The sequence below is a fragment of the Leptospira vanthielii serovar Holland str. Waz Holland = ATCC 700522 genome, from assembly GCF_000332455.1.
GTDB classification, from domain to species: domain Bacteria; phylum Spirochaetota; class Leptospiria; order Leptospirales; family Leptospiraceae; genus Leptospira_A; species Leptospira_A vanthielii.
Genome location: NZ_AOGY02000032.1, coordinates 1 through 15,681, shown reverse-complemented (window position 1 = coordinate 15,681; position 15,681 = coordinate 1). Strand labels below are relative to the sequence as shown.

The 15,681-nt window shown below is 38.6% G+C and carries 10 protein-coding genes and 1 pseudogene; 9 read left to right on the top strand and 2 right to left on the bottom strand.

Annotation, left to right across the window (positions count from 1 at the left end):
* Window positions 1-21 precede the first annotated feature (21 nt).
* From LEP1GSC199_RS07085 to LEP1GSC199_RS07060, 6 genes and pseudogenes are all read left to right on the top strand, one after another.
* Window positions 22-564, top strand: a pseudogene (locus LEP1GSC199_RS07085) (flagellar hook capping FlgD N-terminal domain-containing protein); the annotation flags it as partial.
* Window positions 565-632: 68 nt separating this feature from the next.
* Complete coding sequence (gene flgE, locus LEP1GSC199_RS07080) at window positions 633-2,027, top strand: flagellar hook protein FlgE (protein WP_002979678.1); 1,395 nt, start codon at window positions 633-635, stop codon at window positions 2,025-2,027.
* A gap of 97 nt (window positions 2,028-2,124) precedes the next feature.
* Window positions 2,125-4,470, top strand: coding sequence for a tetratricopeptide repeat protein (locus LEP1GSC199_RS07075; RefSeq protein ID WP_002979685.1), 2,346 nt, complete (start codon window positions 2,125-2,127; stop codon window positions 4,468-4,470).
* Complete coding sequence (locus tag LEP1GSC199_RS07070) at window positions 4,467-5,462, top strand: hypothetical protein (protein ID WP_002979681.1); 996 nt, start codon at window positions 4,467-4,469, stop codon at window positions 5,460-5,462. Before LEP1GSC199_RS07075 ends, LEP1GSC199_RS07070 begins: the two co-directional genes overlap by 4 nt.
* A 50-nt stretch (window positions 5,463-5,512) precedes the next feature.
* Window positions 5,513-7,492 (top strand): HD family phosphohydrolase, encoded by a 1,980-nt coding sequence (locus tag LEP1GSC199_RS07065; protein WP_002979665.1) that lies wholly within the window; start codon window positions 5,513-5,515, stop codon window positions 7,490-7,492.
* Between the two features lie 73 nt (window positions 7,493-7,565).
* On the top strand, window positions 7,566-8,402 hold the full coding sequence (locus LEP1GSC199_RS07060) for an enoyl-ACP reductase FabI (RefSeq protein ID WP_002979679.1): 837 nt from the start codon (window positions 7,566-7,568) through the stop codon (window positions 8,400-8,402).
* A 9-nt stretch (window positions 8,403-8,411) separates the two neighbouring features.
* Here LEP1GSC199_RS07060 and murD read toward each other — a convergent pair whose 3' ends face one another.
* Window positions 8,412-9,806, bottom strand: coding sequence for a UDP-N-acetylmuramoyl-L-alanine--D-glutamate ligase (gene murD / locus LEP1GSC199_RS07055; RefSeq protein ID WP_002979686.1), 1,395 nt, complete (start codon window positions 9,804-9,806; stop codon window positions 8,412-8,414).
* 60 nt (window positions 9,807-9,866) lie between these two features.
* Here murD and LEP1GSC199_RS07050 point away from each other — a divergent pair, with 60 nt between their 5' ends.
* The 3 genes from LEP1GSC199_RS07050 to LEP1GSC199_RS07040 all read left to right on the top strand — a co-directional run bounded on the left by LEP1GSC199_RS07050 (window position 9,867) and on the right by LEP1GSC199_RS07040 (window position 12,782).
* Complete coding sequence (locus LEP1GSC199_RS07050) at window positions 9,867-10,199, top strand: STAS domain-containing protein (RefSeq protein ID WP_002979701.1); 333 nt, start codon at window positions 9,867-9,869, stop codon at window positions 10,197-10,199.
* Window positions 10,200-10,207: 8 nt separating this feature from the next.
* On the top strand, window positions 10,208-10,966 hold the full coding sequence (locus tag LEP1GSC199_RS07045) for a beta/alpha barrel domain-containing protein (protein WP_002979670.1): 759 nt from the start codon (window positions 10,208-10,210) through the stop codon (window positions 10,964-10,966).
* Between the two features lie 133 nt (window positions 10,967-11,099).
* On the top strand, window positions 11,100-12,782 hold the full coding sequence (locus tag LEP1GSC199_RS07040; protein ID WP_002979667.1) for a sensor histidine kinase: 1,683 nt from the start codon (window positions 11,100-11,102) through the stop codon (window positions 12,780-12,782).
* Window positions 12,783-12,852: 70 nt separating this feature from the next.
* Here LEP1GSC199_RS07040 and LEP1GSC199_RS07035 read toward each other — a convergent pair whose 3' ends face one another.
* Window positions 12,853-15,069, bottom strand: a complete 2,217-nt coding sequence (locus LEP1GSC199_RS07035) for an ATP-binding protein (protein WP_002979710.1) — start codon at window positions 15,067-15,069, stop codon at window positions 12,853-12,855.
* Window positions 15,070-15,681: the final 612 nt, after the last annotated feature.

Here is a 15,681-nt window from a genome sequence, read left to right as displayed (position 1 = left end):
GAGGATCCCATGCCAGACGGAATGCAAGACATATCAACACAAAATTCAGCAAGAACCAAATACTTTGAAGGGGACAGAACCTTCAATATTCGTAAACATTTAGAGCAATTAAATAAAGAAGAAACCAGTGGTCTGAAGGGAATTGAAATTCGGGAAAAACAAAAAGAGTTAGGAAAGGATGATTTTTTAAAACTCCTTCTCACCCAACTCTCTCACCAGGATCCCACAAATCCTGTACAAGATAAAGACTTCATCGCACAAATGGCGCAGTTCTCTTCTCTCGAACAGATGAAAAATATTTCTTCTGGAATTGCTCGAATGGAATCTAAACAAAGTTATTCGGTCGTTGGTAAAATTGTGTCGGGACCCGACTTGGTTACTGGAGAAGACGTCACGGGACTTGCTGGTGCGATTCTTTTTGATAATGAAGGGAAAACTTACGTTCGTGTGAACGGAAGAATGCTCGATGTAGCAAAAATCAATTTGATTTCTGACCCATCGTTACTCAAAGCAGAACCAGAATTCCAACGTCCGCAAAACACACAGAATGTTCCGAATAATACATTAAAAAAACAAGAAGCTTATCAGGATTAATTCAAAAAGGTCGATAAAGAAAAAGAGGATATAACGTTATGATGAGATCACTTTACTCCGGTGTTTCCGGACTTAAAAACCACCAAGTAAGAATGGATGTTATTGGTAACAACATCTCCAACGTAAACACACACGGTTTTAAAACCGAACGAGTTACCTTCCAAGATATGATATCACAAGAGTTACAAGGTGCCTCAGAACCAAACGAAAGGATCGGTGGAACAAACCCGAAACAAGTGGGTCTTGGTTCTCTCATCGCTGCTATCGATAAAATTATGACACAAGGTGCATTACAAACAACAGGAAAAAATACTGACGTAGCCGTTTCCGGCGAAGGATTTTTTGTTGTGAAAGACGGCGATAAACAATTTTATACGCGTGCCGGTGCTTTCAACATAGATAAAAACGGATTTTATGTAAACCCTGCGAATGGTTTAAAAGTACAAGGTTGGAATTCTCGTTTGGATGATGGTGGAAACAAATACATCAACTCAGCAGGATCATTGGAAGACATCGTCATTCCTCTATATTCTAAAGAACCTGCTCGAGCGACTCAGAACGTAGATTTTCAATCCAACCTCAATTCTAGTGTTGCTGCTGTTCCATCCGATGCTACAGAAGAAGACATCCAACGTTATATCAATGATCCAGATCCTCGCCAAAGAAGAGGCCATGTAACATCCATTAATGTTTATGATGAACTCGGAAACACTCGCCAAATGGGTGTTGAGTTTTACAAAATGAGAGACAATGTATGGAAGATGCGTTTTAAGTTGGAAGACTCAAGCCAAGTTTCTGTAGACGTCAGTGGAACCGGTGGGGAAAATACAAAAGTTTCGGGAAACCAGGAATTGGAAGTCTCCTTCACTCCTGATGGAAAAATCATCTCTGTATCTGATGGGGTGGATTCCCAAACTACAGGAAAACTGAAAGCGGATATTTCCTTTCGCATTCCAGGAAATCCTACCGCACAAAAATTCAGTTTGAATTTAGGTGAAGCGGGTCTTGTTGGCGGGATCACACAATTTTCTTCTGACTTCACAACCAAAGCCGTGAAACAAGACGGATACCCAATGGGATATATGGAATCCTTTTCCATTGACAACACAGGAACTGTAACGGGTGTATTTTCGAATGGGGTTCGCCAGCCACTCGCAAGGATTGCCCTCGCTAACTTCACAAACCCAGCTGGTCTCAATAAAGAAGGGGACACTATGTATAGTTACTCTTTGAACTCGGGGGATGCAAACATTGGTGAGGCAGGAAGCCAAGGCCGTGGAAAGATCAATGCGGGCCTTCTTGAGATGTCAAATGTAGACTTATCCGACCAGTTTACTGATATGATTGTGACCCAAAGAGGATTTCAGGCCAACTCACGAACCATCGTGACCTCTGACCAAATGATCCAGGAAGTTCTCGGTCTCAAACGATAAGATTCACTTCCTAACGGGGGAAACCCCGTTTTTTCCTTGAGTTCTGCAAAATTCTAAGAAAACTAGGTCAAACTAAACTTTTTAGAATTTGCTTAACTTGTCCCGCTTTCAAAAAAACACCCTCCTTACCTTTTCGCTTCTGGCCTTCGTCGCCTATGCACCGTTATACTATTCGATTCGTAATGCGATCCATAAAGAAACCCTTCCTATAACTTATGAATCACCAGACTCCGTTTCCTTTTTTAGTTTAGGAGAATGGGAAATCGAGGGAAAAGAATCGGACAAAAAAACACTTCTCTTACTTTCTGACCTGATTGATTTCGAATTCAAAAAATTAACGGGAGCTGTGTATTTAGGAAGGGAGGTATCTCTCTCTTTACCAAAAAAAAACCGATCCCAATTTGTTTTTTATGGAAGTTTCGAGTGGGAAGAGAAAGGAATCACTTTCACTCCTAAACTCAATTCCACAGAACAAAAGGCCACGTTTTCGGGTAAATCCATCCTTGTCCCTTACGAAGAACGGGGGAAGTTAGTGGCAGTCATTTATCAGTCCCTTTCTCACCTTTTGGATGAAACCATTCGTTTGCATCGTTTGTTAAAACGCAGTCCCGAATGGAAAATTCCTTCTCCGGAGGATTTTCTTTCTGAATCAGAATTTGTTCAGTTGTCTGCCTATAATTCCTCTTTATCATCTGAGGAAAAAACATCCGTTCTTAAGTCTCTCGAATTCCCTTCCGAGTATTTGCAATTTCTTAAGTTCAAATCGAATTTAGAAAAACGCTCTGAAGAATCATTCAAAGAGGTTTGGCGGAGTGCTGGCGACAATTCAAATCTTTCCGCTTATACAAAGTTCTCTATTGCCAAATACATTGCTGATTATTATTTTTCTAAAAAAGAATTTGGTAAGGTGATTGAATATGCTAGTGCCGCCAGAAAAGAAAGAGAAATTTCGCAATCTGTATTCCATAGCGATTATGCAGATACCATTTCCCTTCTTGGGAAGGCATTCGTTTTAGAGGGTAAAAAAGAAGAGGCGGTGTATTACCTCACCTCTGCCAGAAAACTTTATGAAACTTTAGAGTTACTCAAAGATCCAACCTCCATCGAAAACTCTTATTTTTACGGACTTCTGTTATACGACCTCGCTCAGTCGGAATTGGCTTCCTATGAATTGTCTTCGATCAATGGCCAACTCACAAATCCATTAGAACAAATTTATTTGGATTTTAACTTAGCCAAACTCTATTATGATTTAGGTCGTTACGAGGCCGCCATATCTTTGTTACAAGATCAAAGAAAACTGATTTTAAGCGAAGGTTTTCCCAATCACGACATTGCTTTGTATTCTTATAATTTATATGGTGCTTCTTTATACAAATCGGGTAAATGGAGTGTTGCCAAATCCATTTGGGAATCTCTCGTGAATGCTAAATCTATCTATGGAATAGAAGACAAACCATACCATCGTTATGCTCTATTTAATTTGGCTGTTCTCTCGAAACTAAAAAATAACCCAGAACAAACAGAAATCTTTTACAAACAATATGTACGCCTGTCTCCCTATGGACAAATTGTTGACCTACCAACAAACGATAGTTTTGAAATAGGAAAACCAATTTATCCCTATACTTGGGAGCACGAGAGCCAAAATTCCTTTGTGGAATTGGAAGAAAAAACAATCCGTTCGTATACAGGACGTTATTTGTTTAATGGCCAAGAGGAAGAAATACGAGCCAGGACTTACGAAAACAGGCTCGAAGACACCAATCTCTTTTTGGATGATTTACTCAATACAAATGCCTTTCTTTCTAAACCTATGTCGATCCTTCGTAAAACCTTGTTTGGTGACTTGAAACGATTTGAAAAGGGAAATCAAATTGTATTTTTTGATATTGGGCCTGCGCTAAACCATCCAGAATATCCTGGTGTTACTTCCCTTGCTGTGGCCAAACACTTTTCGGGAATGGAAGTCGTATTATGGGAGTTACCTGGGGAGGTGGATTTATTCTTAAAAAAAGTAAAACCGGAATTAAAAGACCGTTTGTATTCTTTTCCGAACATCCGAATCCTTTCTGCAGATGGAGTGGGTGAGTTTCAAACTTTATATAATGATCCAAACAATTGGATCCTTCGCAATCGACCCATTCCTAATTTAAAAGGAAAAACCATCATCATTCGATCTGCCAACTCCATTGATATCTATGAACCTTATACAAAAATCCTTCCGCATTTTCAAAACATGGGAAAGGAATTAAAAACAAATCCAGTTCTCTATTTTTTCAATCGCAGTATCCTTTTAAAACCTGCGGGAACCGAAAAGTTCATTCTCATAGGGAATCAATCCATCAGGGGCTTTCATCATAACTTCCAAAGTTTAGATCGGAATGGAGAACCTCCTTATTCTATCCTTCCCTTTACCGTCAGTGAGGAAATACAACCATGAACTTAGTCGAAACAGAATTCCTCTTTTGTATTCTTTCTAGTTTCTTTTTATTTCACTCGCTCGCAAAGATCACTGAGGAATGGAAACGTAAAGATTTACTCTTCCAATGGACAGCCATCACAGCCCTTGGATTTATTTTTACGGAATCACTGAAGAAATGGGGAATTCAATCAGTGATTTGGAATACAGATTCGATCTTTGGATACATCACAAAAAGTAATTTATTGTTATTTCTTTCCTACACTTCCTTAGAAGAAAGAATCTTCACTTTAAAGATATATCGCCGGTTCTTTGTTTCGATTTTTTTATATGTTTTTTGGGTTGGTGTTTTGTTTGGAATTCGTTTCTTTCATACTACCATCCTCGTCCAAGACAATACATTGATTTTACCTTTTGCCATTTCTCTCGGAGCCTTTGTTTGGGCGCGGGAGATGTTTTGGAATTTAGAAGAGAACAAAGAAACTAAGTTAGGTGATGATTCTTTTCGTTTTATTTACATCTGTTTTCTGCCTGCGGCTTTTTTGGTTTTATCTCCTTGGAAGGCCGATTGGAGTTTTTACAAACAGGTGGCAAACCTACTAATTTATGGAATCTCCTCCCACGTCGGATTTCAATTGGTTACAAAATTCAAAAAGGAAATAGTTCCGGCAGAATCTGAAATGGGAATTTGGATTGGTGCGATTGCATTCTCCACTTGTCTTGGAACAGAAATTGTAGTGGTTCTGCCTTTGTGTATCCTTTCTGGAATCTTTGGAAGATTGCTATATTCTTACCTCTCGTCCTTGTCTTGGTCCGAGCCGGGCCTTCGGGGAGTGATCTCTTTTCTTTATCCCTCAGTTTTGGGAATTTTCCTTCCTTTTTTACTCGAAGAACCAAACGTTTGGGTGCACGCACCCTACGTACTGTTAGGAGTCCAAACTCTGTATTTTTTGAGTTTTTATTTGGTCGCCTGCCTCAGTTTTGGGATCATTCTTTTAAACAAACAAAAGTAAGATTAATTTTCTAAAAAACAATCGACAGTCGTTTTTTTCATGTCGATAGTATGCCTGTGACCAAATCTTCGGATTCGCAATTCATCATCACGGACGATCCTTTTTTTGAAGGCAAAATTGCCGATTATTCCAAAAAAATCAAAGCTAAGGTTTTGGCCCTTCCCGAGTTGGACCAAATTGAATCCGATTCCCATGGCCGCATCGCCAAAGTATTGTTTTATGTCTCTCGTTATGAATTGGAAACCAAACACAACGAGATCCACCAATTTTTAAAAAACCATCCTACCATCATGTCGAACTTCATTGTTCGTGCGCCCATTGATTATACTGGCTACATCGCCCTTAATATTGAGGAAGATCTATTTTTTACCAATGTTCCCGATGATGCACCCCTGATCTTTTTGGTAAAGGCTCTGGCCAATGCGTTTACTAGCCTCCAGATGGTAGTGGACAAATTCGAACTCCAAAAGCGGATCAATGTTTCTACCAATGAAATTTCCAAACTTACAAAGATTGGAATCAGTCTCGCCAACGAAAAAGATTTTACGAAACTCCTTCGTGATATTTTGAATTCAGCTCGTGAAATTTCCAATTCCGATTCTGGATCTTTGTATTTGGTGGAAAAAGATGAAAGAGGAAACCCGAGAAACTTAAGATTTAAGATTTCTGCTCTTGATTTGAGCTCTGATGAATTTATCCTTCCCATTAACAAAAAGAGTATTGCGGGTTATGTAGCGTTTACTGGGAAACAACTCAATATACCAAATGTGTACGAATTGTCCGGTGGCGAGGAATATAAATTCAACAGTGATTTTGACAAAATGAGCAATTATTATTCAAAATCAATGTTAGTGGTTCCTATGAAAGACCACCACGATGAAGTTGTGGGTGTCATCCAACTCATCAACCGAAAGAAAAATTTTCAGACCAAGTTGACTTTAGACGAAATGAAAACCAATTCCATTTTAGAATACGATAAGTATTCAGAAGAATTGGTGATGGCGGTGGCAGGGCAAGCAGCGGTAGCCATCCAAAACAATAATTTGATTCATGATATTGAAACCTTGTTTGAAGGATTTGTGACTGCCAGTGTTTCTGCCATTGAATCTAGGGACCCAACAACCTCTGGACATTCTTTCCGTGTGGCACAGTACACTGTGGGACTTGCGGAATCTGTCAATGCCATCCAAACAGGTCGATTTAAAGATATCCATTTCAATGAATCTCAAGTAAAGGAAATTCGTTATGCATCCCTTCTTCATGATTTTGGAAAAGTTGGGGTTCGTGAAAAGGTTCTGGTTAAGGCCAAAAAACTCGAGGATTACGAACTAGATTTAATTCGTTGGCGTTTCCAATTTATTTTGAAAGATGTGGAAGCAAAACTAGCCCAAAAGAAAATTGAATACCTCAAAAAACATGGTAACAGTGGTTATATGGAGTTTGAAAAGTCAATCCACTTGGAATACGTTTTAGAAAAAGAAAAATTAGAAGAGATGGTTCGGGTCATTTCGGAATCCAACGAACCTTCTATTTTAGAAGAAGGCAATTCTAACTTTTTGGAAGAGATTTCTAAAATGAGTTACCATACCACCGATGGGAACCAACTGAATTTACTCATGCCCAAAGAATTTGGTTTTTTATCAATCCGTCGCGGGTCTTTGGATTTTGAAGAAAGACGAGAGATTGAATCCCATGTAGAACATACATTTCAATTTCTCTCAAAAATCCCTTGGACAAGAGAACTCAAAATGGTTCCCGCCATTGCCCATGGCCACCATGAAAAATTGAATGGATCGGGATACCCGAGAGGGCTTTCTGCCGTGGAGATTCCAGTACAAGCTAAGATGATGGCTATTGCCGATATTTTTGATGCCCTCACAGACCAGGACCGCCCTTATAAAAAGGCAGTGCCACTGGATCGTGCCTTTGATATTTTAAAGATGGAAGTGCGAGACCAACATATTGATGGGGATTTGTTAGATATTTTTATCGGCAGTAATGCTTACGAAAGAATTTTACACAAACGATAAAAAAAACACGAAAAAAAGTTCGTATTTGTCCGCCCAGTGGACTTCTTCCCTTGTCTAAACGGAGGGGGTCAAAATGGTATATAGTCTAGAAGGTCGAACCGTAGTCATTACTGGAATTACAGATTCGTCATCACTCGCATTAGTGATCGCAAAAAAATGTAAACAATTGGGAGCAAAGCTCATCTGTACTGGGCTTGGAAAAACCAAGTTTCATCAAAATCTATCGGAAGCTGGCCTTGCTTTTTTAGAACGCACGTACGACGATTTTACTCAAACAGTTAAGCGCGAGTTAGGTGAAGATACCATTACCTTCCCCTTAGATGTGACCATACAGGAAAACATTGATTTATTTGCCGAATTTTTATTAGGTCAAGGGTTACAAGTTCATTCGGTTTTACATTCGATCGCTATGGATAAAACCATTCGCCAAGGTAAGGTAAAGCCGATCATGACTGTATCACGTGAGGAGTTTATGGATGCTATGAATGTATCTGCTTTTTCCTTACTGGCTCTTGTGCAAAGTTTTTATCATCGAAACTTACTCGCAGACGCTGGATCTATTGTTGCTTTGAGTTACTTAGGAGCAGAAAGAGTGGTATCCCATCCTTATAAAAACATAGGAGTGGCGAAGTCTGCTTTGGAACGGCTTGTAAAAGAAATGGCAATGGAATTAGGAAAAGAGAAACAAATACAAGTCAATGCAGTTCGATTTTCTCCCTACAGAGCCAGTAAAGCAGGTTCGGCAATTGAAGGACTCGAACAGGCAGAAATCAGTTGTGATACACTTGCTCCCTTAGGAAACGCAACGGCAAAAGATTTAGCTGAGGAAGTGGCCTATTTATTTCGGCCAGGAAATCGGATCACGGGTGAAATACGTCACGTAGATGGTGGGTATCATATCCGAGGATAAAAAGAAGAATTAAGAGAACTCTTCTTTGATCAAACTTTCGAAGTGGTTTCCTCGTTCTTCAAAATTTTTGTACAAGTCGAAACTCGCTCCTGCCGGCGAAAAAATCACTGATAGGGCAAGAATTTTTCTACCCTTGTTTGCTTCTAATTTAAAATCAATTTTGTTTTTTAGATCTGTAATAAGGGTGGGGATGTCGGGAAAATAACTCACGGGTAACCCTGTGGCATCAAATTCTTTTTTCCATACTTCGACTGCCTTTCCATAAACCCAAAGAGGGCATTCCAATTCCTTCCATCGTTTTAAAAATAGATCGATAGGTTCTAGTTTAGGGATTCCACCGAGAATCAAAAATAGTCCTTCCCCTTTTTTAAATCCGGAAATTCCCGAAAGCATGGAATGGATGTTCGTGGATTTGGAATCATTGATAAATTGGATCTCTTTGTATTGATTTCGGAATCCCGAGTTATCTATGCGATTGAATCTATGAGGAAGTCCTTGAAAAGATTCAAACTGGTTTTGGATTTCCTCTTTTTCCATTCCCATAGTTTCCGCAAGGGCAATGGAAAAACATAAATTCATTAGGTTGTGTTTCCCTTTCAGGGGAAACCGGGACGCATCGTAACTATGATTCGGAGTATGTACCTGGTTTGGTTTTAAACTAACATAGTATTTATGATTTTCACCTATGAATTGTAAGTTGTTGTTTTTTGGCATTCCTTGCGGAAGAAATTGGAAAAAGTTAGGATTTATAAACGAAATATGATTCGGGTTCTCTAAATTTTGAATTTTCCATTTAGCTTCTGCATAGGACTCCATTGTTTTGTGTCTTTCTAAGTGGTCGGATGCCAAATTCAAAATGACAGAAGCCGTTAATTCTAAGTTAGGTGAGTCGTCAAGTTGGTAACTGGAAAGTTCTAAAACAACAAGATCTAGTGGTTCCAAACAAAAAGAGGAAAAGGGGACACCAATATTTCCCCCCATTTTTGAATTTGGATACTTTGATTTTAAAATGTGATATGTTAGGGCTGTAGTGGTTGACTTTCCATCGGTTCCAGTAATCCCAATGATAGGGCCTTTATAAAAAATTCGTCCCAAACAGATTTCGCTTAAAATCGAAAGGTTCCTTTGTTTGGCTTCTTCCAGAATGGGATGGTCCGGGAGGATGCCAGGGCTTTTGATGATACAATCAATTCCTACTAATATTTCCTGTGGGTGATTGTCTGACAAAACCTCTGCATACAAGAGTGAGTTGGCTCGTTCTGGAGATTTATCTGCCAGTATGCATATTTTTCCTTTTGAGGTTAATAATTTGGCAGCGGAGTCCCCAGAGGATCCCCCACCTAAAATTAGGAATTTTTGGAATTTGTCTAGGTCGGAAGCCGATGGAATAGATTGAGAAAACATTGATTGACACTCCGTTAAAATACGATGATTTTGTAAAATCATATCAGGTTGGGTAAATCGGTGCTGAAACACGAAGTGAAAGACGGAAAACTAGTCGTTTATCTGGAAGGTCGATTGGACGTTTCTGTGGCAAATGAAGTGGAAGAGGGCCTTATGGAACTCATCGATAATGCTGGGCATAGAAAGGTTCTTTTGAACATGAAAGACGTTGAATACATGTCTTCCTCTGGATTCAGAGCTTGTATTTCCACTCTTCGCAAACTCAATTCCAAAGAGGGTGCCCTTAAAATCTCGAACATCAAACCCGCAGTCAAACGAATCTTTGATGTCATTGAACTCACTTCTCTTTTTGATATCTATGATTCGGAAGATGCTGCGCTAAAAGCGTTCTAAGTAGTTCCTTGAATCCTGTCTTACACAAGATAGTAGAAACCAAACACGAGGAAATTCGTATAGGAAGGGGAAAGTCCCTTCCTGCTCGTAAAATTCCTGTTAGACCTTGGGAATCCCATCTCAAAACCAATTCCATATCAGTCATTGCGGAATGTAAAAAAGGAAGCCCGAGTTCAGGGATTCTTAGGCCCGATTATGATCCGGTCTCAATAGCCACTATTTATGAATCTTCTGGGGCAGGCGCCATCTCTGTCCTTACAGACTCCCAATATTTTTTTGGATCTCTCTCGGATCTATCGGCCGTTTCAGAATCGGTGAAAATCCCTGTGATCCGAAAGGACTTCATCATTGACCCTCTCCAAATTGACGAAGCTTACTCCTTTGGTGCTTCTGCGATTTTACTGATTGTTCGGATCCTTTCATCAAGTGAACTTACGTCCTTACACAAATATGCTAAAAGTCTGGGTCTTTCTGTCCTTGTCGAAACACATAACAAGGAAGAAGTAAAAACAGCACTCGATTCTGGAGCCACTACCATTGGTATCAATACTCGAGATTTGGATACATTCGAAATACATAAAAATCTAATTGAGGAAATTGCACCAGAGTTGGACAGTTCGATCATTCGGGTGGCAGAATCGGGGATCGAAAGTTTTCAGGATTGGCAAAAATACAAAGGAATCGTTGATTCTATGTTAGTTGGTACTTACTTTATGAAAAGTAAGGATATCGCAAAGGATTTTCATTCGCTTTTATATGGGAATTAAGTCCCTTTTTTTGTTACATTCCTAGTTTTAACTTTGGACTTTCGATTGAATTTGGGGTATCCCTTGCCTTGACAAAGAAATTTCAAAGATAATTTCGCTTTTCTCCTATTGTCCTTCCACTAATCTATCCCCCATGAACTGGAAGCAATCCTTCAAAGGATTCGTTTTATTTCTGCTCTATATAGGAACTGCCAAACTGGGAATGGAATTTTTTTCCTTCCAACCAGTGAACCTGGCAGTTCTTTGGATTCCTTCTGGTATTGGGCTGATTGGTTGTTTGTTCTTTGGATATCGCTATTTGCCTGTGGTTTGGCTTGCCAGTTTTCTTGCCAATAAAGACGGTCTTATCAGTAGCCAACATGGTTTGGATTCTTTCGGTTTGTATCTAAGTATTTGCCTGACTGCGGGGGTTGATACACTCCAATCTGCGCTAGCCTATACATTCTGGTTAAAAAAAATCAGAAAAAGTCTCAGTTCCGCAAAAGATAATTTTTACTTTGTAGTCTACGTATGTTTTCTTTCTAGTTTGATTTCTATTCTATGTCTTGGTGGAATTCTTTTTTCATTTGGATACTTTTATAAACTAAATTTTTCTGAAATCGTTCGTACATTGATTGTGATTATCTTTGGCGATACGATTGGAATTTTTATTGTCGTTCCGTTTTTTATGGCTTGGAGGAAATTTCGATTTGAGAATCTATCGATTCGGCTCATCCTTTGGACAATCATTTTTGTATTAGTTCAGGCAATCATAGTTTATCATTTCCCATATCTTTTCTTTTTATCTTTTTTGATTTTAATTTATTTAGGTTATCGATTTCAAATCCGAGGTGCTACCTTAGGAGTTTTTTTATTATATCTTTCGAGCATTCTGATGACAAGAATGGGAGTTGGTCCTTTCGTTTATCCTGGTGTATTTGATTCGTATATTTATTTAATTTCGTTTCTGATTCCTTTTTCAATTTTATCAGAATTTATTACATTACAGTACCAACGTCTCATTGCTTATCGATTCGAATTAGAAAAAAAAGTTTTTGATCGAACCAAATTACTTAGAAAACAAGTTTTTGAAAAAAATAAGGCCATTGAAGCCTTACATACTTCTGAAAAACTTCTGAGTGAATCCAATCGCACAAAAGATATATTTTTTTCTATCATTGCTCACGATTTAAGAAATCCTTTGGGTGCCTTTAAACAACTTACCGAACTAATGTATACGGATTTTGATTCGCATACAGACACGGAAAAAAAAGAAACCATATATGAAATTCAAAACTCCGCATCAATGTTGTACGGACTTCTGGAACAACTTTTGGACTGGGCAAGAACTCAGACTGGAAATATGCCTTTTCGACCTAAACAAATAAATCTGATCGGACTTATCTCTAAAATTACGGATCAAGTTGAATCGACGATTAAGAAAAAATCCATTCAACTCATAACTGACATTCCGCCTGAATTGGCTTATGTTTATGCTGATTCAGAAATGATCCAAGCGATTCTCCGAAATTTAATCACTAATTCAATTAAGTTTACCAACGAGAACGGGGAATTTAAAATCGCTGTCAGACAAGATGAAGATGGCGTTCGAGTGGAATGCCGAGACAACGGGATCGGTATGAATAGTTCTGATTTAGAGAAACTGTTTCGAGTGGACGCACAATTGACAAGCATCGGATTGGAAGGAGAAAAAGGAACAGGTCTTGGTCTTATCCTTTGTAGTGAATTTATAAAATTACATGGCGGAGAAATTTGGGCCACAAGTGAAAAAGGAAAAGGAACAACCGTTAGCTTTCGTTTGCCTGATAGACGTTGAGTTTTAATATTTAATTCATTATCTAGAATTCATAAAAATATCTTTTACAATATTTTTGCGATTCATTGGATCATTCTGGTCCCCAGGGTAGAAAGATGGTAAATACTGTCCTTCCCGGTTTTGTTTCCAGCTCTATAGTTCCATTGTGTTTTTCTACCACTTGTTTGGTGATATAGAGTCCAAGTCCAGTTCCTTCTCCGATAGGTTTTGTTGTAAAAAATGGATCAAAAATTTTAGATTCCAAATCTTTGGGAATCCCTACACCTGAATCTTCGATGGAAACAAAAACATAACGTTTATCTTGGTTTTCTGTTTTGCCAATTTTAATTTTCAAAAACCCTTTTCCGTTCATGGATTGGATGGCATTTTGAATCATGTTTGTCCAAACTTGGTTTAATTCATCAGGATAACATTCAATAGGTGGAATTTCCTCAAAATCAGTAACGAGTTCGATTCCTTGTTTCAAAGCACTTTCGAAGATAGTGAGAACCATATCGATAGAATCCGAAAGGTTGATTTTTTGTTTTTCTGCTTTGGGATCAAAATGTGTGAAATTCTTTAAGGATTGTACAATTTTTACCGCACGTAGGGCCGCGATTCGAATGGATTTTGTTCCTTGAAGGATGGAGATGATTCGTTCGGCTGTCAGAAAAAAAACGTCCCCATTTTTACCGGTTAAAATGGAAACCCAATCTGCGGGAATTTCACGTAGACCAAGTGATACAAAAAGATCGGCTTTATTTTCTGCATCATTGATTCCCAAACTCTCTATTTGTTTTGCCAAGTCCTGTTTGGTCTGCCTTGTTTCTTTTGTTGGGAAAAGATCGTTTTGGTTTATAGCTATATCGATTAATGCTAAAAATATGGGGAATGTATCACTTGGGATCGGGTTGGTTTCCGGGAGAAGGCGAAAGTGTTCGGTAATTCTTTCTTCTATTGTAGCACCGGATGCAATCACTGCGCTAAGTGGTGAATTGATTTCGTGTGCAACACTTGCTACCATCACGCCGAGTGACGACATCTTTTCTGAATGAACCAATTGATATTTGGCTGCTTTTAAATTCAATTCAGCAGTGATGATTTCGTTAGAGATATGTTTCGACAAAAAGATAGATTGGAAAAACACAAATAACAAAAGTCCATAGGAAAGTAACATAGGTGCTGTTCTGTGAACTAACGATAAAATGATATCGTTCCCTGCACAACCAATGAGTAAAATGGAAGATAGCCCCAAGTAGATATAACCGTATCTTTTATCTTTAATATAGCGAACGATTAGGTAAATCGCAATGGCTAGAAGGAAGGTGAGGGCAGTTAGAACATAAAGATGAAGGTAACTGATTATATAGATGGGACCGAATATAGTGATCAATACCGGAATAAGAATGATACCACTCATTCCACGAATGATGTAACTTGATATATATTCACGGGTAAGGCTATAAAAATAATATAACCCTGAGATTGCGCCTGCATATTGACTAAAAAAATTGATTCGGAAGACAAGTTCACTAGAGTGTTCACCCACAATCAGAAATAAGGACCGAGTTCCTGTCGTAAGGATTTGTAATGCCATAATCTGGCAAAATAGAAAGAAATACAGAGATCCAATGATTCTGCCACGAGTGAAATAAACTCCTAACTGGTAGAGTCCCAGAAAGAAAAGTCCCCCAACAATCAGGGATTGTTCGAATATTTCTTTGTCTCTGGCAGCCGCGAGGGTTTCGCTTTTTCCAAGTAGCGGCAGGAAACGGATTCCTCCTGCTTGATAAAAACGATTTCGAAGTAGAATGGTTAGGTGAACTTGATTATCATTCGTTGGTAAAAGGCCAATTTGTATGGGTCTACGATCAAAACCATCGTCTTCTCCGTAGATGTCTCCAATGCTTCCAATTAAGATTCCGTTTTGATATATTCTACAATCAGAGAATACAATGTTAAAATCTAAACTTAAGGTGATTGGTTCTTTTGGAGGAACAATCGTAACCAAGTAACTTCCAATCCCGAATCCAGTAGCTAATCCATTCTGATTTGGATTATAAGAATTCCAATGTGGGTTATCTGGAATCGTAATAAGGATTGTATCCTTTCCTTCCGTTAAATCAAACCTACCAGGAGTAAACTTCCATTCGCCAATCAGAGGAACGATTGGTTTGGATTGAAAGTTATGTTTTGATAGATCAAGAACACCTTGGACTAATTTAGGAGAATCGGATTCTATGTTGATACAGGAAGAGAAGGGGAAATAAAAGAAACTGAGAATCGATAAAGTGAATATGACTTTCATTGTTTCCTTTGTCTTTATTATGGTTTGCATAAAGTTCTAAGATGGATGCGTCATAAACAGAATCTATTTCCGAGGAGGGTCAAGTTTATTTTTTGTAATAGAATGTTCTGGAAATAAATTTACTACATAGTTTAAGCTAGTCCTTACTTCTTTGAACAAAACAGGTGTTTGGTTGTTTTGAGCGAGTGCCGGAAATTGGTCAGAAACAAAGTTCTTTATTCTTCTAAACTAAGGAGATTTGAGCTGAAAATAAGTAATAAAACCTGATCACCTCCTTTTATCTCCATTTTGAAGATAAAAAAAACACTTCAAAAGTTGGATAATTTTTATAAAAGATGGTTGACATGGGGTGTACATTCCGAATGATGGTGAAACGGTGATTGACTAAAGGCCCGGAAGGGAACCGAGCAATTGCTAACAAAGATCTTTTACAACATACACAGTAGCGTGACTCCAAGACAATTCTAGCGAGAAAAAACCGAGGGGATGGAAACATTCTCTCAAATGAAGACTAGGTGTAGTTACCACGGCATTCGGCTGATGGTAACAACTCTGTAATTAATAAATTGCCCGCAAGGGTGATTTCACACGGAGAGTTTGATCCTGGCTCAG